Below are 23,473 nucleotides of genomic sequence, written 5' to 3' on the forward strand. Positions count from 1 at the left end.
GCGAAGCGGATACATGGAAAGCGAAACTGCGCGCGAGGGCGGGAGAATGCGAGGCATTAGCGGCATTAGCGGCATTAGCGGCATTAGCGGCACTAACGGCACTAACGGCGCGCGGCGGCCGCAAGCGCCGCGCCGCGCTGCACGATGCGCACGTTCAATGCGCGCTCGCGCATTGGCGGTGTCGACGGCTTGCCGTACATAAGCAGCAACAGCGGCAACAGCAGATTAAGCCGTCCTGTGCGGCCGATTTGTTCCGCCGATGCTTCGCCTCCTGCGCCTGCGCCCGCGCGATCTGAACCAGCGCCTCGCGATGCCGACGCGTCGATCAGCCGCTGCCGCCATGCGCCCATGTCCGCGTCGCCGGGCGCACCGGTTTGCAACTGCACGCGAAGCAGATCGATGAAGCGCTCATGCAGCAGCGCATCGAGCGATGCCTGCGGACGCGCGGCGGCTTCATCGCGCGATGCGAGCAGCGCGTCGCACCAGAGGCGCGGCAGCGTCTCTGAAAGATCGGCGCGACCCGCTTGCACCTCGACGAACTTCTGCAACGGCCCGCGCTCCGGTGCCGCGATCGCCGCCCGGCCGCTGCTGCGCATGCGAACCTGCGTGCGCGGCGCGCCATTCTCGCGATTCTCGCCGTCAGCGCCGTCGCGGCCGTCATGCGATTGCCCGCCATTGCCGCGGCCACCGCCGCCGTCGCGCGTTACACGAGCGGAGTCGGCGGCATCCGGCGCATGCTCGCTCGCATCGTTACCCGTCACGACGATGGGCCGTCGCACGCCCGTGCGACGCGCGGCATTGCGCCTGCGCGCGTTGAGCCCCGCGAGCTTGCGCGCGAGCTGCGAACCGCGCATCGCCGCTTGCTGCGTGCGCGCATAGCTGAACGTAATCGTGCCGCGATACAACACCGCGAAGCGCGCGACCGTTGTTTGCTGCGAGCGTTCGCGAGCCGCATCCGCGTGTGCCGTCAGCGACGCCGCGTTGAACGGAGTGCCGACGCGCGTCATTGCGGCACCGCCGTATGCATGATCTCGTTCGCGAAGTGCAGCAGCGCCGCCGCCGAAAACGGCGCGGCGATCACGATCGCGACCGTCACCGCAATCAGCTTCACGCCGTGCGAAAGCGTCTGATCCTGCATCGACGTGATCGCCTGCAGGAACGACACGCCGAGTCCCACCAGCGCGGCGACGATCACGATAGGCAGCGAGATATACATGCAGAGCAGCATGCCCTGAGTGGTGAAGCGAACGAGCGTGTCGATGTCCATGAGTCGATGTCCATGAGTCGATGTCCATGAGTCGATGTTCCCGGTCTTTGCGTGCTAACGATACGTCATCACAAGGCCGTGAATCAGCGTCGACCAGCCGTCCATCACGACGAACAGAAGCAGCTTGAACGGAATCGCGACGTTGGTCGGCGTGACCTGATTCAGGCCCATCGCGAGCAGCACATTGGCGATGATCAGATCGATGACGATAAACGCGATGTAGAGCAGAAAGCCGATCTTGAACGCGTCGGTGAGTTCGGTCAGCGTGAAGGCGGGCGCGAGTACGATGAGGTCGTTTTCATGCAGGCTCGACGCGGCGTCTTTCGGCCACACGACATTCGCCGAGCGGATGAAGAAGCGCTTTTCGCGCTCGTTCGTGTGCTTCTGCAAGAACGTGCGGAACGGTTCGCGCGCGGCGCTGAAGACCTGGATCAGCGCCTGAGTGGGCTGGCCGGCGATCGTTTGGCCCTGCATCGATTGCATCGCTGCATGCCGACCGGGCGCCATCACGTACAGCGACACGAGTATCGCCACGCCGTTGAGCACCATGTTGGGCGGCACTGCTGCACGCCGAGCGCATTGCGCAACAGGCCGAGCACCACCACGATCTTCGCGTAAGAGGTGACGACCATCGCGACGAAAGGGACGAGGCTGATCGCAACGATGACGATCAGCAGTCCGGTGATGTCACTGAACTGGACCATCGCCGTGCGCCATGCGCAAAATGCGGATGCCCAGATGATCGCCCACGGTCACGAGCTCGCCATAGCCGATGGTCTGGCCATGCGTGACCAGCTTGAGCTGCGCGTCGGCAACCGGCGTCGGCAGTTCGAGCACATAGCCGGGGCGCAACGCATACAGTTGCGAGAGCGGCAGCGCGACGGTGTCGACTTCGAACTGGACGGGCAGATCGAGTTCGCCGATGTCGATCGGATTCGAATGTTGATCCGGTGCGAGCAAATCGTCCGGGCGAACAGGGTCCAGCTCATCGGTCATGATGGGCTCCTTCGTGAGTGAAAGCCTGCGGCCTTCAATGTTGACTTGCGCGTGAACGCGCATCAGGCCGGGCGAGCCCCAGGCCACGGTGGCGCTCGCCGTCGCCGTCGCGGGCTCGGCGAGCGGGGGGGCGTGGGTCGTGGCGTGGGTCGTGCCGTTGGCGTCGGCTGGGTGAGCGGCGCAGGTTTCGTCGATGCGTTCTACGCCGCTGGCCGGCAGCAGCGCGCGCAGATTGCCCGGCAGCGAACGCAGCAACACATCGCCGGCTTCGAGCGCGCGCAACGTGTCGACGGGCAGACGGCGTGAGCCGAGTATCAGGCGTCCGGGCACTTTATAGCCGTCGAACGGCGCGCTGTTTTGTGTCTGCGATGAAGCGTGCGCACGAAAAGTGTCGGCGGTAAGGTGGACTTTGCGGGTGCCGTGCAATGCTTCGAGCGCGTCCACCACGGACGCAGCAAGCAGCACGCGCGCGCGATGCCGTGTGCCGTCGAGCGAGAAGGTCGCGTCGAATGTTGTGCAATCGTGTGCAGAAGTTTCAGGCGGCGTGCCGCGCGCTAGCTGCGTGACATGCATATCGCCGAGGCCGAGCGCAGCGAGCCGCTTCAGCAGCGGTTCGAGCAGCACACCGGCGACGGCGATGCGCAACGCGCGAGCCGTATCGCCGGGCACCGGCGCGCGAGAGAGCGTGCCGTCGGGCAGCGCGGCGATGTCGAGGGCAGGATACGCGGCGAGATCGAACAGCACGCGAACCGCGCCGGCCGCATGCGCGAGATCGAGCACGCCGGGCTGTTCGAGGGGCGCGTGACTGCGCCCGGCAGCGGGTTCGAGCGTCGCTTGCCAATCGACGATAGCGGCATCGCGCGCGAGCCATTGCGCAGTGCCGGCATCGCAGACGAGCCGCGCGACGCGCGCGGCAAGCGGCGGCACGGCGCGAAGCGGCAGTCTTGCGATGGCCGCCGTTTGGGGAACCCTCGCCGCCGCACGTTCCGCGGCAGCGTCCACCCCTGGCATTTCGGCGATCGAATAACCCATGCGGCGTCGGTTCAGGAATGCGGCCAGCGTCGGCCAGGATAAACGACGGGCGGCGCGCTCACCACACCGTCAGTTCGATGTCGCGCGGCGTGCCCCACGCGTTCAGCAGCGAAGCGAGCTCGCGTTCGAGCATCGCACTGTGGTCGAAGAGTAACTGCCGCGTTTCGATGCCCCGCGTGTCGAACCGAAGCGACAACCAGAAACGCGAAAGAGACAGATAGAGCGTCGTGTCCGGCAGAATGCGTTCGTCGAGCGGAATGCGCACTTCCCAGTTGCCCGCGTCGCCGATCGCGGGGTCCGCGCAGAAGGCCGCGACCTCTCGCGCGAGCGAGCGCGCCAGTTCGAGGAAATGGCCTTGCGTGCGAAAGAGGGCGTCGACGGCGGGCATCGTCGCTGGCGGCAGGCGCTGTAGCAACGCTTCGTGAGCGGCGAAAGCGCGTTCCGATGCATGCGCGCTTTCATCGGCGGCATGGGCTTCGGTCTCGGCTTCTGTTTCGGCGCTTGAATCGCGGGCGTGATCGTCGCCGAAGCGGTTCGCGTGCGCGTCGTCGTCTGCCGCGCCGTTTGCTGCGCACGCGCACTCGGCTTGCGACGCGCCTGCGGCTTCGTCGAATGAAACCGGCGTGCGTTGCGAGCGCGTGCGACGCACCAGCGCCGCGTAATCGAAACGCCGCGCGCGCGCGGCGTCGGCGGCGGGACGCGAATCGGCGTCGGACGGAATGATGCGCAACGGCCGCGGTTCGATGATCGTCATGAGCGTGAACGTGAAGGCGATCGGCGCGGCTAGATCGTCACGCGGCCGAGCGGCTGCAGTTCGACATGCTCGCCGAGTTCCTGATACGAGTAGACGGCGAGCCAGCCGAGCCGCGCCTCGATCATGCGGCGCACGTAGCGGCGTATATCCATCGACGTGACGAGTGCGACGCCGTCACGCGGCGTATCGCCTACAAACGATTGAATGCGGTCGATCAGAAAACCGACTTCATCGGGCGGCAGAGCGAGGAAGTTGCCCGTCGGCGTCTGCTTGATCGCCTGGCGGATATGCTGCTCGACCGGCAGATCGAACAGCACCGCCGGCAATTGCCGGCCCGCGCCCGCCGCGCGATGCGCGAGAAAGCGCGCTAGATCGCCGCGCACGTATTCGGTGAGCATCAGCATGTCCTTTTCTTTTGCGCCCCACACGACGAGGCTCTCCAGAATATTGCGCACGTTGCGGATCGGAATCTGCTCTTCCAGCAGCCGGCGAAGTACATCGGCGATACGCTGGGGCGGCAGCACTTTCTGCACTTCGGCGACGAGTCCCGGATACTCGGCGTTCTGCTGATCGAGTATCCATTGCACTTCCTGAATGCCGAGAAAGAGCGACGCATGTTTGCGCAGCATCGCCACCGACGCATGCGCGATCACCTGTTCGGCGCGCCACGCCGGTTGCTTCGGCGGCAGGCTCTTTTCGTCGATCCACCACGTGGGCCCAGGCCCGCCGTCGAGTCCCCGGCGTTTTTCACTACGCGCGGCGAGTGCTTCGCTGTCGGCGGAAAGCGGCTCGCGTGTGCCCGTGAGCCTCGGGTCCGGCAGCATCACCTTGCCGGGCGGCAATTCGATTGCGCAATACGGCACATCGTGCATCAGCAGTTCGCAGCTCGACGCGGGCAACTCGTCGCTGGTCCACATCGTGATACCGGGAAACGGCAAGCCGAGATACTCCTGCAAACGCGCGCGTTCGGTTTCGAACGAGCGGTCGAGCGCGGCCGTCGACAGGCGCGCGACGAGGTCGGGCGAGATGCGCACGCCGAGCGGGCAGGTGAACTGCGGCGCACGCGTGAGAATCGCGGGCGTCTCGGCTTTGGAGCCGGCGCGCTGCATTGCGTTGACGGCCTCGCCCGCATGCGTGGTCGCGGCGGGCTTGCGCTTGCCGAGCCGATAGCCGCAGAACGCGAGGATCGCCGCGAGCAGCAGGAACAGCGATGTCGGAAAGCCGGGCACGGCGGCAAAGCCGAGCAGCAGCAGGCTCGCGAAGTAGAGCGCGCGGGCGCTTGCCGACAACTGGCGACCGATCTCGTCGCCGAGCGACAGAGGCCGCGCGTCGCGTTCGTCGGAGACGCGGGTGATCATCACGCCCGCGGCCACCGAAAGCAGCAGCGACGGAATCTGCGAGACCATAGCGTCGCCGACCGACAGAATCGAAAAGCGGTTCGCCGCTTCGCCCGCCGTCATCTCGTGATACGCGACGCCCACCGCGATCCCCGCAATGATGTTGATGAGCGTGATGATGAGCCCGGCCACCGCATCGCCCTTGACGAACTTCATCGCGCCGTCCATGCCGCCGTGCAACTGGCTTTCGACGGCCAGCGTCGCGCGCTTGCGGCGCGCCTCTTCGGGCGTGAGAAGGTTCGCGCGCAGATCGGCGTCGATGCTCATCTGTTTGCCGGGCAACGCGTCGAGCGTGAAGCGCGCGCCGACTTCGGCCACGCGTTCGGAGCCTTTCGCGATCACGATGAACTGCACGGTCGTGATGATCACGAAGACGACCATGCCGACCACAAGGTTGCCGCCCACCACGAGTTCGCCGAAACTTTCGATGATGTTGCCCGCGTCCGCGTGCAGCAGAATCGACTTGGTCGACGCAATGTTCAGCGAAAGCCGGTACAGCGTCGTGAAAAGCAGCAGCGACGGAAACACCGAAAGCGACACCACGTTGGGCACATACATGGTCACCATCAGCAAGGTCACGCTGATCGTGATGTTGATCGCGAGCAGGATGTCGATCAGAAACGGCGGCAGCGGCAGGATCATCAGCGAGATGATCGCGACCACCAGCAACGCGATGCCGATCTCACCGACGGCGGGTAGCTTAAGTGTCTTGAACATCGCGGCTCTTGAGGTTGTCGTGGTTGTCGTGGCTGTGCCCGCCGTGCGGGCTCTCGATTTGCCGCGCGCCGATCGCGTCGACCCAGCGGAGAATCGCGGCGACGGTCTCGAACAGCTCTTCGGGAATCGGCTCGTCGATGCCGACCCTGTAGAGCGCGCGCGCGACCGGCGGGTTGCCGATGATCGGCACATTCGCGTCGCGCGCGAAGCGCCGCAACTGCGCCGCGCTTTCGTCCATGCCGCGCGCGATCACGAGCGGCAACGGATGCTCGGCCGGCGCATAGCGGATCGCGACCGCATAGTGCGTCGGGTTCACAATCAGCGCATTCGCGAAGCCGACGCGCTGCGCGGGCGCTGCCGACGTCGCGAATTCGCGCGCGAGCTTCTTGCGTTCCGCCTTGATTTTCGGGTCGCCGTCCATCTGTTTGCGTTCGCGTTTGACTTCGTCCTTCGACATCTTCAGCTTGCGCAGAAACAGCACGCGTTGCAGCTTGACGTCGATCACGCCGATCGCGATGAACACGGCCACCGCGACGGCGAAGAGCTTGATCAGCAGCGACCAGAAGAGCTTCGACAATTCCGGCAGCGGCTGATACAGCGAACCGACGATCAACGGCAAAATCCATTTGATCGTGAACCACATCACCACGCCGATAATCGCGGCCTTGACGATCATCTTCACGAGGTCGATCACCGTGCGCCACGAAAAAATCCGCTTCACGCCGTCGACGGGGCTCACGTGCTTCAGATCGGGCACGACTGGTTTGGTCGCGATCTGAAAGCCCACTTGCGGCATCAGCGCGGCCACTGCCGCGAGCGCCGCGGCGCCCACGCACGGCACGATCACGATTAGCGCCTGTTTACCGAGGTCGAACAGCTTGCCGTACATGAGCGGCTGATCGTGGTTGCCCGACGCGAACTCGAGCGCGGTCGTCACGATCGAACGCAGCGCCCCGCCGAAGCTCGCCGCCGCGAACGCGAGTACGCCGACGACGGCGGCCATCGTCGCGGCGTCGACCAGGTCGGCGCTCTTCGACGTCTCGCCGTCCTTGCGTGTGTCGCGCAGGCGTTTGTCGGTAGGCTGCTCGGTTTTTTCTTCGCTCATGACATTCCGCTCGGGTCATCGCATGCGCTGGGTGCCGCTGTATGCCGTCGTGTATGCCGCTGTGTTTGATATGCGGTCACGAGGCTCCTTGCCCTGGTAGCCCGACGGTAGCGGGCCGCTCGCCACGCGGCGCTGCGGATGCGAAGCCCGCGTCCGGCAAACGAAGCGACGCAGTTCGGGCTCGCGGCGCTGCATGACACGGCACGCCGCTCGCCCACTTCGCGTGGATCACGCTCGCTTCGTATCGCGCATTTGCGGCGCAAAGCGCAGCGGTATCCTGGTGCATCGCTGCGCGCCGCATGCCGATGCTGACTCGGCCTTGCGCGGCAGCGCTTCGTCGACAAGTCCATCAGCAGGAGTTCTCGCCATGAGTACCGCCACGCCGGATTACCTCAACTGCAGTCAGGCCATTGTGGGCGGTCTGATCGACACGCTGTCCTGCGCGCTGCTCAACAATTTTCCGACGCTCGAAGCCGATCCGTACGACATCGAATTGACGCTCGACGCGCTGCGTCTGTTGCGCCCGCGAATGGCCGAGCTCGACACGATGGAAGCCGTGCTCTACATGCAGCGCGGCCATTGGGACGATGCGATTCGCGTGTTCTCGCGCGTGATCGAAGGCGCGCCGCATTTCTCGTATGCGAAGGCGTTGCTCGCGTTCTGCCTGTCCGTGAAGGGCGATGCCGGCTGGCGTCAATGGGCGAGCGCCGCGCTCGCGCAGAACCCGGACCGCGACACGCGCCAGCTCGTGCGCGCGCTCGAAGCTCGCGACGATCTGCGCGAGGCGATTCGCGTCTATCGCAACGGCGGCACCTTCGAAGTGCCGCTGTCGATCACCGCGCTCAACGACGACCTGCCGCAAGAGCCGCCCGCCATGAGCCCGCCGCCGCCCACTGCCGCGCATAACGAGGCGATCGCGCAGCAAGGCTATTTGCGCATCTGATTATCTGTTCGCGGCGGTCGGCATGATGCTACGTCATCCGAAACATTCAACGGCACGAGGCTGAGCATGACACTTCCTGTGACGAACCAGCAGATCGCGGCCGCGTTGCAAGCGGCAGCGCCGGCATCGCACGCGGCCGGTGGCGACGCATCGCTGCAACAGGCCGGCGACCGCTTCAAATCGCTGATGCAGAATCCGCGCATGGCGCCGCCCAATCGCGGCGACGACATGAGTACCAATGTGATCGCGAAGATGGCGGCGTCGCAGGACGCGGAGATCCAGAAGTCGGTGAACGACGTGGTCGCGTTGTCGAGCCAGGCGAACAGCATGTCGGTCCAGGAGATGACCGCCGCCGCGATGAAAGCGACGCTCGAACTCGCCAGCACGCAACTCGACATGGAGGCCAAGATGGGCGTGGTCAACTCGTCGAAGTCGTCGGTTGAAACGCTGATGAAGAATCAATAGCCCATGTTGCAGACGATGCGAGACGCCACGCAAGCGAGACACGCCTCGGTCCGCGCGATGCGCGCGGCCGCGCTCGGGCTTGCGCTTGCCGGCTGTATCGTGCTCGCGGGCTGCCAGAAGGAGTTGTATCGCAATCTGACCGAACAGGACGCGAACGAGATGGTGGTGGCGCTGCTGGAGCAGGGCGTCGATGCGTCCAAGAGCACCATCGACAACGGCAAGACCTGGACGCTCGAAGTCGACGACAAGCAGCTCGTCCACGCAATGCAGGTGCTGCGCGAGCGCGGCCTCCCGCATAGCCGTTACGACGATCTCGGCAGCCTCTTCAAGAAGGACGGCCTCGTGTCGACGCCGACCGAGGAACGCGTGCGCTTTATCTACGGCTTGTCGCAGGAATTGTCGGCGACGCTTTCGAAGATCGACGGCGTGATCGTCGCGCGCGTGCAGATCGTGCTGCCGAACAACGATCCGCTTGCGCAGCAGATGAAGCCGTCGTCGGCGTCCGTGTTCATCAAATACCGGCCCGATTCCGACGCGAACGCGCTCGTGCCGCAGATCAAGACGCTGGTGATGCATAGCGTCGAAGGTCTGACTTACGACGCGGTGAGCGTGACGGCCGTGGCCGCCGATCCCGTCGATCTGCCGAAGCCCGCGCCCGCGCAAGTCTCGCCGCTGCCGACGCTGATTGGTGCGGCGCTGGTGTTTCTCGTCGGCGCCGCGAGTCTCTTTCTGTGGTTGCGGCGCGGGATGCCGGCGAAGGCCGCGGCGGGTCCGCTGTATCCGCGTGTTTATGCACGAATCAGCGCGCTCGTCGGCAAGTGGCGGCGTGCGAAACCTTCTTCTGCGGCGTGATGATGGCGGCGGTGTCTTCGGGTGGGTTAGCCGCGTGGGGGGCGGCGGGGTCTTCGCGTGCGCTTTCGGCTCAGGCATCAGCGGGTTCTTCGGTTGGGTTGGCGGGGACGGGATCAGCGAGTTCTTCCTCTGCGCTTTCTACGCCCGCATCCGCCGCGTTTCCAGCAGCACGCTCCGCGCCGTCCCCCGCAGCCTTCCCATTTTCTCGCGCCGCTGCCGCGCTCGCCGCGTGGCAGCGCAATGCAAATGACGCCGCGCGCTGGGCGCATCCGTCATGGTGGGCGCCCGCGCTCGATGTGTCGCCGGCCACGGTATCCGCCTCATTCGACGCACTGCGCGACGCGCTGGCGAACACAGACACCGGTGCGGTTGCGGCCTGTTCGCGGGCGCTGTTGCGCGCGGCCGGCGTGCCGCTGCCGGACTTCGACAGCTTGCGCGCGCCCAGTCCGCTCGTGCTCGATGCGTTGCCCGTGGACGACGCGTTGCGCGTGCTGCGCATGCGCGCGCTGCTGTTGCGTCGGGCGGAGGTGCGCAGGTTGATCGACAAGCCGAGCCGCCGCCGCCTCGCGGAATGGATCGGCGTGCCGCTCGAACGGTTGGGTGGTGCGCCGAGGCATGGCGGCGGCGCTGGCGGCGCGTCGGCTAATGTGCCGGATGTAGCGCGCCTCGTCACGCGTGGACATCTGCCTTCGCTCGAAGAACTCGACGCGGAAAGGCTGGCGTACGAAGGCTATGCGCTGATCGCACGTGACGTGGCGCTGTCCGCCAGCGATGCGCAGGAGGCGGCGCTGTTCGCGTGGCCACGCCCCTGTCCACTCCTACGCCTCGCCTTGCCCCGCGACTTACTCCCGCCGTGGCCCGCCACGACCGCGCGCGAACTCGACACAGGCGGCACCGCGTTCCTCTTCGCGCAACTTCCCGAACTGCTTCCGGAGTGGGCATGGCTATTTGGCTGAGATCGGACCGTCTACTGCCGGCCGCGGTCAGCATCGACGGCGACGCACACGGCCGTGGCCATGTCGGCGCGCATGCGGACGTCGTGCCGCGCGCCGCGTTCGGCGCGCTAATCGAAATCGACGCCGCGTACGCGCAACTCGCCGCCGACCGCGAAGCGACCCTCGCCGCCGCGCGCGACGAAGCCGCAGCGATCGTCGCCGCCGCGCACGCCGAAGCCCAAACGATTCTCGCGGCCGCGCGCGACGAGTACGAGCACGCCGCCGCCCGCGGTTACCGCGACGGCGAACAGCGCGCGCTCGCGGACTGGGTCGAGCGGCTCGCGGACGCGGGCGCCGGCCAACGCCGCGCGCAACTGAAAATGCGCGAGCGGATCGCGAGCATCGTGACCGTGGCCGTCGAGCAGATCGTGCAGGTCCAGCAGGCCGATCAACTGTTCGAGCGGGCGCTGTCGGCAGTCGACCGCATCGTCGAAGGCGCGACGTGGCTGCGCGTCGCCGTGAGCCCCGTCGACTACGACAAGGCCTGCGTCGCGTTCGAACGGCTGTCCGCGCGCTGGCGCGATCTCGGCCGGCCGTTTCCGCTGTCCGTGGTCGCCGACAAGCGGCTCGCCCCCGGCAGTTGCCTGTGCGAGTCCGATTTCGGCGCCATCGACGCGAGCCTCGCGACGCAAATGCGCGCGATGCGGCTCGCCGTCTCGCGAGCGCTCAAGCAATCCGCGAGCGAACTCGGCGCGGTCGCCGAATCGCTCGCGCCGTATGTGCAGGAGCACGAGCACGCCGCCGCCGAACTCGCCCATGCAGACGGTGACTGGAACGGCGGGCACGACGAGGGCTCGCGATGACCCCGCCGCGCGCAGCCAATGCGCCCGCCATGCACGAAGCCGACGACCCGGACGACGCGCTGCTTCCGCTTTTCGATGCCGAGCGCCTCGCCGATGCGATCGAACACGAGATCCTGTCGACAGCGAGCATCGCGCGAACCGGCAAGGTGCTGGAAGTCATCGGCACGCTCGTCAAGGTGGCCGGCCTCGACGTGACGCTCGGCGAGCTGTGCGAACTGCGCGCGGCGAACGGCGAATTACTTCAGCATGCCGAAGTAATCGGCTTCACGCGCGACGTCGCGTTGCTCTCGCCGTTCTCGCGGCTCGCCGACATCTCGCGCTCGACGCGCGTCGTCGGGCTCGGCCGTTCGCTGACGGTGCCGGTCGGCGACGCGTTGCTGGGCCGCGTGATCGACAGCCTCGGCGAGCCGATCGACGGACTCGGGCCGCTCGATACCATCGAAGAGCGCCCGGTCTTCGCGAACCCGCCTTCGCCGATGAGCCGGCGCATGATCGACACGCCGCTTGCGACCGGCGTGCGCATCGTCGACGGCATGATGACGCTCGCCGAAGGTCAGCGCATGGGCATCTTCGCGCCGGCGGGCGTCGGCAAGAGCACGCTGCTCGGCATGTTCGCGCGCGGCGCGCAATGCGACGTGACCGTGATCGCGCTGATCGGCGAGCGCGGCCGCGAAGTGCGCGAGTTCGTCGAGCTGATTCTCGGACCCGAGGGCATGGCGCGCTCCATCGTCGTGTGCGCGACCTCGGACCGTTCGTCGATCGAGCGCGCGAAGGCGGCTTATGTCGCGACCGCGATTGCCGAGCACTTTCGCGACCGCGGCCAACGCGTGCTGCTGATGATGGATTCGCTCACGCGCTTTGCCCGCGCGCAGCGCGAGATCGGCCTCGCCGCCGGCGAGCCGCCCGCGCGGCGCGGCTTTCCGCCATCGATCTTCGCCGAGTTGCCGCGCCTGCTCGAGCGCGCGGGCATGGGCGAGCACGGCTCGATCACGGCGCTCTACACGGTGCTCGCCGAGGACGAGTCGGGCAACGATCCGATTGCCGAGGAAGTGCGCGGGATCGTCGACGGACACATGATCCTGTCACGCGAAATCGCCGCCAAAAACCAGTATCCGGCCATCGACGTGCTCGCGAGCCTGTCTCGCGTGATGCCGCAAGTGATGACGCCCGACTATGTGCGCGCGGCAGGCCGGCTGCGCGAGTTGCTGGCGAAGCATCGCGAGGTCGAGATGCTGCTGCAGATCGGCGAATATCAACCGGGCGGCAATCCGCTTGCCGACGAGGCGATTCGCAAGATCGACGCGATCCGCGCGTTCTTCAATCAGGCGACGCATGAACTGGCCGCGCCGCAGGACACCGAGGCGCGGCTTTTCCAACTGGCGAACGGTTGACACGATGAGCACGACGCACAGTCCCGAGACGACACGACGACGGGTGGCCGCGCTTCAACTGACGATAGGCCGTCGCGAGCGGCTCGAGCGCCGTCTGCAACTGGTCCTGATCGCCGCGCGCGCTGCGCATGCCGAAGCGCTCGCGCAACGCGACGCGCAACTCGCGCGCACGGAGGCCGAGCGCGAGCAATTGCGCGGCTTTCACGCCCGCATCGCGCAGATGATGACGGGCGGCAGCGCCGTTCGTCTCGCCGAACTCAACGCGACGATGCGCTACGCCGATGTCGTCGCCGTGCGTGTTCAGCAGATGGAAGGCGAACTGGCCACGCTTGAGTCCGCGTTGCGCGGCAGGGCCGACGAACTCGCCGCGGCCACGCGCGCACTGGCGCTGAATCGCAGCCGCATCGATCTGTGCGGCGAGCGCATCGCGCACTTGCATATCGAGCTGGACCGTCAAGCCAGCGACGCCGAGGACGACGAAGCGGAGGAAACGGCGCTAGCGCGTTTGCGTCCGCCGACCGGCACCCACGGCAGAGCCCTTTGAAGACACCGCGCAATGAGCAAACCACACGGTTCCAAATTTGATTAGCCATCCATAATGTACGACACCATCACCACACTGCCGCAATTCGGCGCCACACTGATTCGCTCGCTGACCGTACTCGGCGTGTGCTCGGTGCGCCTCTTTGTGATGCTCTACCTGTTCCCTCCGACGGCGGACGGCATCCTGCAAGGCGTGGTGCGCAATGGCGTCGTGCTGCTGTTCAGCTCGTTCATCGCGTATGGTCAGCCGGTTTCGCTCTATACGTCGCTGACCGGAACGGCGCTTGTCGTGATCGGCTTGCGCGAGGCGGCCATTGGCCTGCTGCTGGGCTTTGCGGCATCGACGGTATTCTGGGTCGCGGAAGGCGCGGGCATCTACGTCGACGATCTGGCCGGCTACAACAATGTGCAGATCACCAATCCATTGCGCGAAGAGCAGTCCACGCCGACGGGCACCTTGCTCGCGCAAGTGGCGAGCGTCGCGTTCTGGACCTTCGGCGGCATGACGTTCCTGCTCGGCGCGCTGTACGAGTCGTATCACTGGTGGCCGTTGAGCGCCGCGACGCCGGTGCCCGCGAACGTGCTCGAAAGCTTCGTGCTGCAGCAAACCGACTCGCTGATGCAGACCACCGCCAAGCTCGCCGCGCCGATGATGCTGATGCTGCTGCTGGTCGATTTCGCGTTCGGCTTCGCGGCGAAGTCGGCGCAAAAACTCGAGCTGATGACGCTCAGTCAGCCGGTGAAGGGCGCGCTCACGGTGATGATGCTTGCGCTCTTCGTCGGGATTTTTGTCGACCAGGTCCGCGATCAGCTCGTGCTCTCGGGTCTCGGCGAACAGTTGCGCGCCATCGCGGGGCCGCTGCGCAAATAAGCGGGCAATGAGCGGGCAAATAAGCGTGCGCGCCGCGCCGCCAATTCTCAACACTCCTCAAATGCGCATGAACCGTCAGATTTGTTGAGGATGTGCTTCACACGCTTCGATACATTGGGCATCGCCGGCTCACGTTGCATGACGCACGGCCAACCCATCGACCATCGTGGACATCGTGGAACCCATGAACAACAAACGGCTCATGCTTGCTGCCCGGCTGGCAGCGTCTCTTGTCTTCGCGTTGCCCGCCTTGCTCGCGGCGCCCGCCGAAGCCGCCGCGATCCGCTGGCGCAGTTCCGTGGTCCACGTCAGCGCCGAAGGGCAGGACGTGAAAGACGTGCTGCGCGATTTCACCGCGGGACAAGGTGTGCCCGCAACCATTTCCGGCGACGTCCACGGCAGCGTGAGCGGCCGCTTCGACATGCCGCCGCAGCGCTTTCTTGACACGCTCGCGTCGAGCTTCGGCTTCGTGTGGTTCTACGACGGCAGCGTGCTGTCGATTAGCGATGTGAACACCGTCACGCGACGCGTGATCAAGCTCGATCATGCGAGCGCCGCCGACTTGCGCGCGGCGCTCACGCAACTGCGCATCGAGAATTCGCGCTTTCCGATCACTTACGACGAGAGCCAGAGCACCGCGCTCGTGAGCGGCCCGCAAGCGTATGTGCAACTCGTGTCGGAAGTCGCGCGCCGGCTCGACGACAACGCGGCGCAGCGCTCGGGCTCGATGATTCGCGTGTTCCAGTTGCATCATGCGTGGGCCGCGGATCACAACGTCGAGATCGACGGCAAGACGGTGACCGTGTCGGGCGTCGCGAACGTGCTGTCGTCCATGTACCATCCGCGCGACAAGCGCGGGCGCAACGGCGCGGACAGCTACGAGCAGGCCGCCAATCGCGCGGCGCGCGAACCGACGATGCGCCGCCTGCAACCGATGCGCGACGTGACCGGCAGCACCGACGGCGGCGGCTACGAAAGCGGCGTGAATCCACCGCTGCCTGCGGGCATTGCGGCGAACGGCGGCGTCGCGCCGGGCATCGGCGGATTGCTGAACGGCATGGCCGCGGGCGGTGGCCCTGGCATGCAGTCGGTGGGTTCGTCCGATAGCGGCGACGGCGGCAGCGGCGACACGTCGGTGAGCGGCAGCCAGACGCTGCCCGTGATCGAAGCCGATCCGCGCACGAACTCGGTGCTGATCCGGGACGTGCCGCAACGCCTGTCGCAGTATCAAAGCCTGATCGACAAGCTCGACGTGCGGCCGCGTCTGATCGAAATCGAGGCGCATATCATCGAGATCGACGACAACGCGCTCAAGCAGATCGGCGTCGACTGGCGCGCGCATAACAGTCACATCGACATTCAGACCGGCAACGGCACGACGCAGCAAAACGGCTACAACGGCAACATCGATCCGATCTTCGGCACGCAGACGCTCTCGGACGGCACGACTGTCATCAACACGACGCCGCTCGGCGGATCGCTCACGGCGGTGCTCGGCAACGCGGGCCGCTATCTGCTCGCGCGCGTGAACGCGCTGCAGCAAAGCAATCTCGCGAAGATCGATGCGAGCCCGAAGGTCGCGACGCTCAATAACGTGGAGGCCGTGATGGACCAGAAGACGCGCTTCTTCGTGCGCGTGTCGGGCTACACGTCGGCGGATCTGTACAGCGTGTCGACCGGCGTGTCGCTGCGCGTGTTGCCGCTCGTCGTGGAAGAAAGCGGCAGGACGGACATCAAGCTGAACGTTCATATCGAGGACGGCGCGATTACCTCGCAGCAGGTCGACAACATTCCTGTGATTACGACCAGCACGATCAACACGGAGTCGTTCGTCGGGCAGGGCGAGAGTCTTTTGATTGCCGGCTATCGCGTCGATACGTCGACGAACGGCGAAACCGGCGTGCCGGGTCTTTCGAAAATTCCGCTGATCGGCGGGCTGTTCCGTTATCGCGACGACCAGCGCAGTCACATGGAGCGCTTGTTTCTGCTGTCGCCGCGCATCATCGAGTTTTGAGCGCGACGCTTGGGGCTAGCCGTTGCCGCGCGTGCGCGCGGCGAGGGCGGCTGCGCTCAGCAACGCGTACGGCGCTTTCGGCGCGCTGCTCGCGGACGCGGCGAACGCTGCTTGCGAGTCGCCCCACGCGGGCGCATTGCGGGCCACCGCGCTATCGGCGGGATGCACTTCCGCGCGAGGCGGCGCGGCCGGCGCAGCGACGGGCTGCATCGGTGCGAGGCAGGTCATGGCCGCGGCTGTGCGGGCATCGTCGTGCAGTGTCTCCAATGCGACGCCGTGGCTATCCACGCAATCCACGCTATCCATGCTCTCCGCGCTTTCAACGCTTTCTTCAAGCGCGGCCTCCGCCGTATCGGTCATCTCGATGCGGTAGCCGTGCGCATACAAGGTCCGCAGATGCACGCCCCACGGGCCGTTCAGTTCGAGCTTCTTGCGCAGCTTGTAGATGTGCTGTTCGAGCGTGCGTCCAATGATGTCCTCCGAACGGCTCCATACAGCGCCCGCGATCTGGCGACGGCTCACATATTCGCCGCGGCGCGAGAACAGCAGCCACGCAATCGCGAATTCGCGCGGCGTGAGGCGCACCGCGTGGCCGTCGACGTGAACCGTGCAGTTGCGGCGATCGAGCCGGTATGCGCCGCATTCCAGCGTGTCGCTCGAATCGGCGCTCTGTAGTTGCACGCGCAACAATGCGAGGTGCACACGCAGCATCACCTCGCGTGCATCGACGGGCGACAGCACGACGTCGTCCGCGCCCGCATCGAACAGCCGCGCGATGGCTTCGCGGTCGTGGCCGGCGCCGATCACGATCAGCGGCGCGCGGCGGTCGGCATAGCAGGCGCGCCGCGCGAGCACCGGGCGCAGCGGATTGAGACCGGTGTCGGCGTCGATCAGGATCGCGCTGTATTCGTCGCGATAGATTGCGCGCGCGAAGGCGACGTCATCGGCGAACCGATGGCAGACTGCGCCGTCGGCTTCGAAACAACGGCAGATCAACCCGAACAGTGTTGCGCTTCTGGTCATCACTGCAAGTTTCATTTTTCCTCCGTGCGATACCGCTCGCCCGCGAGACTCACGGGCGAAGGGCGAACGTCATTCGTGGAACGGGTAGGCGGATGCGTTTGCGGTTTGGGCCGATTACGCAATTCGAATGACTCGACAGTAGAGGGAGCGGTCCATCAAGGATGTAACGTTTTGTTTCCTCACCGCGATTCAATCGCCTGATTGAAAAGCGGATCACGAAATTGCCATTTTTCGACTACCTGTTTCTCGTAGTTCACTCGGCGCAATAGACGTTTTTTGCCGCTTGCCGAAAAAATAATGACGGAGCAGGGCGCGTTAAACCTTACAGACGCGAAGCTGCGCGAAGCGCGGAAATCGCTTTTGCGACAGCCGTTTACGCGCGATCCTTACATTGATGTAATGTTCGTGTAAGGTTAGGGCGCGGTTTAGACGCCGGCCAATATTTAACCGCTGCGGTATTGGGGGCAAGCGACACGCGCGTCCATCGCTTGCAATCCGTAATACGCATTTATTTCCGCACGAGCGCCTGCTTAATTGCGCGTCTGCCGTTATTTACCGCTATGAGAATTGTTGAGCGTGTTTAATTACGGATTGCCTAATATGGGCTCGCCGCAGGTGAATCGTGCCTCGATCCGACTGGAGACTCGCCGTGCCGTATCTGCTCAACGCCTGGTATGTCGCCGCGCTGTCCAGCGAGGTCACGGCGGATGCGCCGCTGGCGCGCACGCTGCTCGACGAGCCCGTCGTGCTGTATCGCGTTGCCGGCGGACAAGCGGTTGCGCTCGCGGATCGCTGCCCGCATCGCTTCGCGCCTTTGTCGCGCGGACGCGTGGTCGACGGTGCGCTCGAATGTCCGTATCACGGGCTGCGTTTTGGCGCGGAAGGCCGCTGCGTGTTTAATCCGCACGGCGATGGCCGCGTGCCCGCGCGCGCTGAAGCGCGTCACTATCCGGTGCGCGAACGATACGGCGCGATCTGGTTCTGGCCGGGCGATCCGCAACGCGCATCTAATACGCCGCTTCCCGCGTTCGACTATCTCGATCCGCAAGAGAACTTCACGAGCGAGCGCTATCTGCACACGCACGCGAACTATCAGTTGAGCGCGGACAATCTGCTCGACCTGAGCCACTTTCAGTACCTGCATCCGGAAACGCTCGGCAGCGAGCAGATGGCGAGCGGCGCGGTACGTGCGACGGTCGCGGGCAACACGGTGTCGGTGCGTCGCGAGATGAAGGGCGAATATCTGCGGCCGATGCTCACGCAGAGTTTCAATCTGCTCTATGGCGAGCGCGCCGACCGCGAACTCGACGTGCAATGGATACCGCCAGGGCTGCTCACAATCGTCGTGCGCATTTGCGAAAGCGGCTTGCCGGAGACGACGCGCGAAGCGGTTTCAGCGCACTGGCTCACCCCCGAAACCGCCGCGAGTTCGCATTATTTTTTCGCGTTCGGTTTGCCGCGCGCGATCGGCGAGCATGGCGCGGAGCTGGTGAGCCGCACGGCGCAAAGCCTGCTCGCGCCGTTTCGCGATGAAGACATTCCGATGCTCGAAGCGCAGCAACGCATGATCGGCGATCGCGATTTCTGGTCGCTGCGCCCGGCGATGCTGCCGATCGACGCGGGCGCGGTGCACGCGCGCCGCATCATGGAACGGCTGATCGCGGACGAAGCGCGGCAAGGCGTATCGACGGCGGGGGAGGTATTGTAGTTGGGGGCTGCGGCCAGCAGCCAAAGCCATCGACAAAGCCTCCGCCCGTCGTTACATCGCGCCGCCTGGCGCGTCAGCGGCCGCTGTGCCTGTGCCCGTGCCCGGACTTGCATGCGTCGGCACCACGCCACCAACTTCCAACGCAGCCGATTCACCTTCCGGTTCCGACACCGGCGTCCAGAACGTCAGGCTCTTGCCGATCCGGCTTTGCTCATGCGATGCCCGCAGTCCATATTTCCAGCCCTGCGAGCTGCTTCGCGCGACCTCACGCAAACCGAACAAGCCGAGCGGCCGCCACGCCGACGGGTCTTCGAAAGCGCTCTGCATTTTCCGTTCGAGCGTGCGCAGCTTCGCCTCGATCAGCGCACGCTGCGCGCGGCTCAGCGTTTGCGTGGACGCATCATCTTCCAGACGCGAGCGCAACTGATTCGACAGCGTCAGATACTGGTTCAGGCGCGGCACGCATTCATCCTTGATGACCCAGCGTTCGCCGAACGAAAACTCGCCGGACGATTCCAACTGCGTCTGCTCGATCACCTGTTGCAGCCGTTGCGCGCCGATGCCGTGCGCCCACGCCGGATTCGCGCGCACCGAGCGGGCCCAGTCGTCGGCGTTGCGGAACATGCGGTCCTGCATCGTGTATTCGGCGACTAGGCCGCGGTTATCGCGCATCGCGAAGACGAACGACGAGCGCCCAAACGGCGTGACGTCGACGGCCGCGCCGGCCAGCGTCTTCGGGGCAGGGCTGACCGATCCCACGTCGCCTAAGTCCAAGCCCGTGCTCAAACCGTCGTCGCCGAGCGCAATCGCACGTGGCGCGAACTGCGCGCCCGCGCTCGCCGTCAGCGAGCCCTGCACGGCAGTCGCGCCGATCGTGCTGGCAAACGCGCCGCTCTCCTTCAGATCGGCGGCGGAATAGAGCGTCACGCCGGAGCTCACGCCCGCATAAACGCCGACGCGGTCCGGCGAACTCGCGCCCGGCACGTTCGCACGCGCGACGCCGCCGACGGTCAGCGGCGTCGCCGTGACCGACGTCGCGTTATTGCTTTGCGACGACAGCGAAATACGTTCGTTGTCCGCGATACCGGCGGCGAGAATCTGCATGAACTCGTCGGGTGTCTGCGCCTGTTCGGCTGCGTCCCAGTACGCGTTGACCATCTGCCGGCTGTCCTTGTGCCAGACCTCGGCCTCGTGCGCGGCGGTCGCGGGCGTGGGCGCTAGCCGCCGCGCGCGCAGCACGACCGACTGCTCCCACGCAAGCGAGCCGCCCACGCCCGACGATGCCCAGCCGCCCGCCATGCCGGCGACGCCGGCCACATCGAGCGCCGCGCCGACGAAACCTTGCGCGCCCAGCGCGCCGTTCACGCGGCTGCGGTTGCCGAAGATCATCTGGCCGCCTTCGTACGCGGTGCCGATCGAATACATCGAATCGCGCCCGCCGAGTACCGTCACGATCGGTCCCGCGGAGACCAGCAGCTTCGCGGGCAAGTTGCCCCACGCGCTGGCGTCGAGCCCGAGCGCATTGCCGTCATACGATGTGAAGCCCGTGCCCGGCACGTTCTGCGCCATCAGCGCGAGATGCTGTTCGCGCAAGTTGCGCGTCGTGATCCGTTCGAGCGGCGCAATGCCGGGGTTGTCCAGCAGATCGTGCGCGGCCTGCAGATTGCGCTGCGTGGGCTCGGCGAGCGGGGCGTCGTCGGCGGCCATCGCGCTTGCATTGAACCAGCGTTCGAGCGTGGCAAGCGTGAAGCCGCCGTCCGTCATTTCATCGACGAAGCGACGGCGCCGCTCGCGGTCGTCGAACATGCGCAAGCAGCGCTCGACGTTGCGCTGCGCTCGCGGATCGCCTTGCCCGCGCATTGCGGCGACGCGTGCACGCGCGGCGTCCCACATCCGCCGCGCGTCGCGCCGGCCGATTTCGAACGATTCGGGCCGGCGCTTTTGCAACTCGCGAAGCCGCGCGTCGGACGGCACATCGGGGCGCGCATCGGTCCATGCCCGCAGGCGCTCCGCGTTCAGCGCATGCGTGAGCATCCGGCCGGGCGTGGCCGCGCGTGGCAACTGCTCGTTGCTGTAGTCGAGCAGCGCGGCGCGGGCGGCGATCAGCGCGGTGTCGTAGCGTCCGCGCGTCGTGTCGAAGAACGGCGTGTCGGCGCCAAGCAGACTCGAGACGCCGATCGGCGAGCGGTTCCTGCCGAACACGCGCGGCACGTCGTGTACCGCAAGTCCCACGCGCGCCTTCGCATGCGCGAAGCGCTGGGCAGGCGGTGCGCCGTCGATCGAACCGAGCGCCGCGTCCTTGCGCTGCTGCCGCTGTGCGCCGCGCTCAACCCACGTCGTGCCGCCGTCGAACAGCAACTGTGACGCGCGCTCCAGATCGGAGCCGGGGCCGCTTTCGTCGAAGCCCATTTGCCACAGACGGTAAGCCGTGATCGCTTCGATGTCGCATGCGCCGATGTCGTGGGCGTTGGTCTCGTTCGCGTCGACGGCGTCGGGCGGCAGACGCCGCGCCGCATCGAGCGCGAGCATCGCGTGCCGGCCATACGGATCGTCGATGAACATGCGATAGGTCGCGTCGTCGTTGAGATCTGCGGGTGTGGCGCCGAGGTCGGCGTCCATCGAACGCAGCTTGTGGCCGGCCTGCAAATAGACGACGAGCCGCGCGGCCGCGCTGTTGCCGCGCTCCGCATGCGGGGCGCGTCGCCGAACTGCAAACGCAGCAGACCTTCGAGCGCGGAGCAACGCGCGTGCGCGAGGTTTTGCGCGCAGCGCCAGGTGCGGGGTTCCAGATCGTCGGGTGCGTCGGGTGGTGCATTACTGGCGATGTCTAGCGGCTGCTGCAAGCGTTCGAGAATTCGCGCGGCCAGCGCGGGATCGCCGCCGCTTGCCTCGGCGAGCGCCTCTGCGACCGGCACCACGCACTCCTGCGGCAGGCGTTCGACGGCCGGCGGCAACGACGCGTCCGCACCCGCCGGCCGGGGCCTGCGCAGCGTGAGTCCGTCGAGCAGGCTATTGATGGCGGTCTGCCGCGCGTCCGCCACCTCCGGCGTGGCATCGGCTGGAATCGGGAAGAGCCGGTTCACGGCGATCACGGGCTGCATGAAGTGATCGTCGAGCGTTTGCGCCCATTCGCGGGCGGCCGCGTTGGCTTCGCGGTTACGCAGACGGCGCAGCGTCTGGCCGATCGCGCGCGGACTCATGAACTTCGGCACGGGCAGCGCGCCGCGCGTGGCGTCGTCGGCCAGGAAGGCGGCCGTGCGTCCGATCGACGCGTTCGCGAGTTGCGCGCCCTGTGCGCCGATCGCGATTGCCGCGCTGTCGAGCGATGCCGGTTCCTGCGCCGGCGCACGTTGCGGCGGACGGGGAAAGCGCGTATCGGCGGATGGGTTGGCGACGCTGCCGGCTGCGGTGAGCGTCGATTCGAGCACTGTGACTGTGGTGTTCGACGCGCGGAAAATCCGCGTGACAGGATTGTGTCGCACGCGGTCGGACAGACGGGCGAGGCCGCTGAGCGGGGTCTGGGAGTCGGGGGTGGTGGGGTGGGTTTGTGGCTGCGGTTGCTGTTGTGATGAAGTCGCGGCGTTATCGCGGCTGGGTAGAAGAGAGGTCAGTGGCGGAAAGCGGAAGTTCATCGAGTCCTCCGAAGCATGCAGCGGCGCGGCGCGCGAGAAGCGGGAGTGTGGCGTCGGGCGTCGCGTGTGAGGCGGGCGCCGCGTTAGGCGCTATACGTCACGCGTTTCGTGCGAATTTGATGTGTCGTGTTTCGCCTCGTGCGTGACGCAAGACCCGACCACGCTATTGCGCAGCCGATGCCGCGTTCAACGGCGGCTCCGGCGCGGGCACCACTGCGGCGGGGTCGCTCGCGCGATAGAACAAATACGTCGCCGAATACGGCACGAACAGCGACACGCCTTCCTGATCGCAAGCCGGATTCGGCGGGAGCCCGCCCGAGGTCAGCACGCGCTGCACCGACGTCGTCCTCGCAAAGCGGCCTTCGCCTGTGCGCTCGCCGGCATTGAAGCGCGCGTCCATGCGTTGCCACGGCAGCGCGTCGGGCGTGACGGTCTGGTCGGCGGCGAGGCGTCCAATCATGTAGCTGCCGTCGTACGCGCTGAACATGCGGTTGGGCATCACCGTGCCGACGCTCTTGCGCGCCTGATCGACGAGTGTGGCTTCCGTGCCTGTCGACGTCCACTGAAGCGCGCCGCCGCTTCGCCGGCAGCTCCACACTTCATCGCCGACCGCGCTCAACACGTCTTGAAGGACCTCCTGCGATCCGGCTCGCAGCGACAGCGGCAAGGTTTCGTTGGCAGGCGGGACGAGCTTCTGCTGCTGGGCGATCTTCAGTTGCATGGAACCGGGCGTCGGGTCGGCACACGCGGTGAGTAGACTCGCGAGCGCAAGTGCGACGAGCGCGCGGACGGCGACAGCAGGCGCATGCAACGCGGCCACGGGACAGAGCGCGGAAAGAGAATGTTTCGGCACGGCGATCTCGACGCAACGCAATGGCGGTAGTAGACATGAAGCGCGACGGATGCGCCGGCACGCTGCGAAGCGCCGGACGGATTTGCGCAGAAGCGGCTTCTTGTGTCGACTT

At 66.1% G+C, this 23,473-nt stretch carries 20 protein-coding genes and 1 pseudogene; 11 read left to right on the forward strand and 10 right to left on the reverse strand.

The features are described 5' to 3' along the window. Positions 1-101: 101 nt before the first annotated feature. The 7 genes and pseudogenes from BGRAMDRAFT_RS02685 to sctU form a co-directional block, all read right to left on the reverse strand. Positions 102-1,007 (reverse strand): hypothetical protein, encoded by a 906-nt coding sequence (locus tag BGRAMDRAFT_RS02685; protein WP_006047113.1) that lies wholly within the window; start codon positions 1,005-1,007, stop codon positions 102-104. After that, the gene (gene sctS, locus BGRAMDRAFT_RS02690) at positions 1,004-1,267 is read right to left on the reverse strand and encodes a type III secretion system export apparatus subunit SctS (protein ID WP_006047114.1); all 264 of its coding nucleotides are present in this window, start codon (positions 1,265-1,267) and stop codon (positions 1,004-1,006) included. Before sctS ends, BGRAMDRAFT_RS02685 begins: the two co-directional genes overlap by 4 nt. Before the next feature lie 54 nt (positions 1,268-1,321). Next, a pseudogene (sctR, locus tag BGRAMDRAFT_RS02695) lies at positions 1,322-1,971 on the reverse strand (type III secretion system export apparatus subunit SctR). Then, positions 1,955-3,295: a type III secretion system cytoplasmic ring protein SctQ gene (gene sctQ, locus BGRAMDRAFT_RS02700; protein WP_006047117.1), complete on the reverse strand. Its 1,341-nt coding sequence runs from the start codon at positions 3,293-3,295 to the stop codon at positions 1,955-1,957. The pseudogene sctR and the gene sctQ overlap by 17 nt, the downstream one beginning before the upstream one ends. Positions 3,296-3,353: 58 nt before the next feature. Continuing rightward, the gene (sctP, locus tag BGRAMDRAFT_RS02705; RefSeq protein ID WP_006047118.1) at positions 3,354-4,049 is read right to left on the reverse strand and encodes a type III secretion system protein SctP; all 696 of its coding nucleotides are present in this window, start codon (positions 4,047-4,049) and stop codon (positions 3,354-3,356) included. A gap of 29 nt (positions 4,050-4,078) precedes the next feature. Further along, a complete protein-coding gene (gene sctV / locus BGRAMDRAFT_RS02710) occupies positions 4,079-6,163 on the reverse strand; it encodes a type III secretion system export apparatus subunit SctV (protein ID WP_006047119.1) in 2,085 nt (694 codons plus the stop codon). Next, positions 6,147-7,268, reverse strand: a complete 1,122-nt coding sequence (sctU, locus tag BGRAMDRAFT_RS02715; protein ID WP_006047120.1) for a type III secretion system export apparatus subunit SctU — start codon at positions 7,266-7,268, stop codon at positions 6,147-6,149. Before sctU ends, sctV begins: the two co-directional genes overlap by 17 nt. A 367-nt stretch (positions 7,269-7,635) precedes the next feature. Between sctU and BGRAMDRAFT_RS02720 the strand changes: the two genes are divergently transcribed. The 9 genes from BGRAMDRAFT_RS02720 (at position 7,636) to sctC (ending at position 16,145) form a co-directional block, all read left to right on the forward strand. Then, entirely contained in the window at positions 7,636-8,211 is a 576-nt protein-coding gene (locus BGRAMDRAFT_RS02720; RefSeq protein WP_006047121.1) for an HrpB1 family type III secretion system apparatus protein, read from the forward strand. 66 nt (positions 8,212-8,277) lie between these two features. Further along, entirely contained in the window at positions 8,278-8,676 is a 399-nt protein-coding gene (locus BGRAMDRAFT_RS02725) for a type III secretion protein HrpB2 (RefSeq protein WP_006047122.1), read from the forward strand. Between the two features lie 57 nt (positions 8,677-8,733). Continuing rightward, the gene (gene sctJ / locus BGRAMDRAFT_RS02730; RefSeq protein ID WP_175130916.1) at positions 8,734-9,528 is read left to right on the forward strand and encodes a type III secretion system inner membrane ring lipoprotein SctJ; all 795 of its coding nucleotides are present in this window, start codon (positions 8,734-8,736) and stop codon (positions 9,526-9,528) included. Positions 9,529-9,530: 2 nt separating this feature from the next. Then, entirely contained in the window at positions 9,531-10,484 is a 954-nt protein-coding gene (locus tag BGRAMDRAFT_RS02735; RefSeq protein WP_114158040.1) for a type III secretion protein HrpB4, read from the forward strand. Then, complete coding sequence (sctL, locus tag BGRAMDRAFT_RS02740) at positions 10,469-11,326, forward strand: type III secretion system stator protein SctL (protein ID WP_006047125.1); 858 nt, start codon at positions 10,469-10,471, stop codon at positions 11,324-11,326. Before BGRAMDRAFT_RS02735 ends, sctL begins: the two co-directional genes overlap by 16 nt. 29 nt (positions 11,327-11,355) lie before the next feature. Beyond that, complete coding sequence (gene sctN, locus BGRAMDRAFT_RS02745; protein WP_044020199.1) at positions 11,356-12,717, forward strand: type III secretion system ATPase SctN; 1,362 nt, start codon at positions 11,356-11,358, stop codon at positions 12,715-12,717. Positions 12,718-12,721: 4 nt separating this feature from the next. Continuing rightward, positions 12,722-13,261 (forward strand): type III secretion protein, encoded by a 540-nt coding sequence (locus tag BGRAMDRAFT_RS02750; RefSeq protein WP_006047127.1) that lies wholly within the window; start codon positions 12,722-12,724, stop codon positions 13,259-13,261. Between the two features lie 54 nt (positions 13,262-13,315). Then, the gene (gene sctT / locus BGRAMDRAFT_RS02755; protein WP_006047128.1) at positions 13,316-14,131 is read left to right on the forward strand and encodes a type III secretion system export apparatus subunit SctT; all 816 of its coding nucleotides are present in this window, start codon (positions 13,316-13,318) and stop codon (positions 14,129-14,131) included. A gap of 184 nt (positions 14,132-14,315) precedes the next feature. Further along, positions 14,316-16,145, forward strand: a complete 1,830-nt coding sequence (gene sctC / locus BGRAMDRAFT_RS02760) for a type III secretion system outer membrane ring subunit SctC (protein ID WP_006047129.1) — start codon at positions 14,316-14,318, stop codon at positions 16,143-16,145. Positions 16,146-16,160: 15 nt separating this feature from the next. Here sctC and BGRAMDRAFT_RS02765 read toward each other — a convergent pair whose 3' ends face one another. Further along, the gene (locus BGRAMDRAFT_RS02765; protein ID WP_006047130.1) at positions 16,161-17,183 is read right to left on the reverse strand and encodes a response regulator transcription factor; all 1,023 of its coding nucleotides are present in this window, start codon (positions 17,181-17,183) and stop codon (positions 16,161-16,163) included. Positions 17,184-17,790: 607 nt separating this feature from the next. On the opposite strand from BGRAMDRAFT_RS02765, the gene BGRAMDRAFT_RS02770 reads away from it, so the two are divergent. Then, the gene (locus BGRAMDRAFT_RS02770) at positions 17,791-18,876 is read left to right on the forward strand and encodes an aromatic ring-hydroxylating dioxygenase subunit alpha (protein ID WP_232292210.1); all 1,086 of its coding nucleotides are present in this window, start codon (positions 17,791-17,793) and stop codon (positions 18,874-18,876) included. A gap of 51 nt (positions 18,877-18,927) precedes the next feature. Here the strand turns inward: BGRAMDRAFT_RS02770 and BGRAMDRAFT_RS02775 are convergent, their stop codons facing one another. Beyond that, a complete protein-coding gene (locus tag BGRAMDRAFT_RS02775; protein WP_006047132.1) occupies positions 18,928-21,495 on the reverse strand; it encodes a hypothetical protein in 2,568 nt (855 codons plus the stop codon). Between the two features lie 579 nt (positions 21,496-22,074). Between BGRAMDRAFT_RS02775 and BGRAMDRAFT_RS35230 the strand changes: the two genes are divergently transcribed. After that, a complete protein-coding gene (locus BGRAMDRAFT_RS35230) occupies positions 22,075-22,578 on the forward strand; it encodes a hypothetical protein (RefSeq protein WP_232292211.1) in 504 nt (167 codons plus the stop codon). 93 nt (positions 22,579-22,671) lie between these two features. Here the strand turns inward: BGRAMDRAFT_RS35230 and BGRAMDRAFT_RS02780 are convergent, their stop codons facing one another. Then, positions 22,672-23,361, reverse strand: a complete 690-nt coding sequence (locus BGRAMDRAFT_RS02780; RefSeq protein WP_006047133.1) for a DUF3455 domain-containing protein — start codon at positions 23,359-23,361, stop codon at positions 22,672-22,674. Positions 23,362-23,473: the final 112 nt, after the last annotated feature.

This window comes from Paraburkholderia graminis C4D1M (assembly GCF_000172415.1).
Classification (GTDB): Bacteria; Pseudomonadota; Gammaproteobacteria; order Burkholderiales; family Burkholderiaceae; genus Paraburkholderia; species Paraburkholderia graminis.

Coding starts and splice junctions, on each gene's coding strand:
- sctP (WP_006047118.1), bottom strand. CDS start 4,049: ATGACGATCATCGAACCGCGGCCGTTGCGCATCATTCCGTCCGACGCC.
- BGRAMDRAFT_RS02685 (WP_006047113.1), bottom strand. CDS start 1,007: ATGACGCGCGTCGGCACTCCGTTCAACGCGGCGTCGCTGACGGCACAC.
- sctS (WP_006047114.1), bottom strand. CDS start 1,267: ATGGACATCGACACGCTCGTTCGCTTCACCACTCAGGGCATGCTGCTC.
- sctU (WP_006047120.1), bottom strand. CDS start 7,268: ATGAGCGAAGAAAAAACCGAGCAGCCTACCGACAAACGCCTGCGCGAC.
- BGRAMDRAFT_RS02750 (WP_006047127.1), top strand. CDS start 12,722: ATGAGCACGACGCACAGTCCCGAGACGACACGACGACGGGTGGCCGCG.
- BGRAMDRAFT_RS02725 (WP_006047122.1), top strand. CDS start 8,278: ATGACACTTCCTGTGACGAACCAGCAGATCGCGGCCGCGTTGCAAGCG.
- sctL (WP_006047125.1), top strand. CDS start 10,469: ATGGCTATTTGGCTGAGATCGGACCGTCTACTGCCGGCCGCGGTCAGC.
- sctV (WP_006047119.1), bottom strand. CDS start 6,163: ATGTTCAAGACACTTAAGCTACCCGCCGTCGGTGAGATCGGCATCGCG.
- sctJ (WP_175130916.1), top strand. CDS start 8,734: ATGCGCGCGGCCGCGCTCGGGCTTGCGCTTGCCGGCTGTATCGTGCTC.
- BGRAMDRAFT_RS35230 (WP_232292211.1), top strand. CDS start 22,075: ATGAACTTCGGCACGGGCAGCGCGCCGCGCGTGGCGTCGTCGGCCAGG.
- sctT (WP_006047128.1), top strand. CDS start 13,316: ATGTACGACACCATCACCACACTGCCGCAATTCGGCGCCACACTGATT.
- BGRAMDRAFT_RS02775 (WP_006047132.1), bottom strand. CDS start 21,495: ATGGACGCCGACCTCGGCGCCACACCCGCAGATCTCAACGACGACGCG.
- BGRAMDRAFT_RS02735 (WP_114158040.1), top strand. CDS start 9,531: ATGGCGGCGGTGTCTTCGGGTGGGTTAGCCGCGTGGGGGGCGGCGGGG.
- sctC (WP_006047129.1), top strand. CDS start 14,316: ATGAACAACAAACGGCTCATGCTTGCTGCCCGGCTGGCAGCGTCTCTT.
- sctN (WP_044020199.1), top strand. CDS start 11,356: ATGCACGAAGCCGACGACCCGGACGACGCGCTGCTTCCGCTTTTCGAT.
- BGRAMDRAFT_RS02720 (WP_006047121.1), top strand. CDS start 7,636: ATGAGTACCGCCACGCCGGATTACCTCAACTGCAGTCAGGCCATTGTG.
- sctQ (WP_006047117.1), bottom strand. CDS start 3,295: ATGGGTTATTCGATCGCCGAAATGCCAGGGGTGGACGCTGCCGCGGAA.
- BGRAMDRAFT_RS02765 (WP_006047130.1), bottom strand. CDS start 17,183: ATGAAACTTGCAGTGATGACCAGAAGCGCAACACTGTTCGGGTTGATC.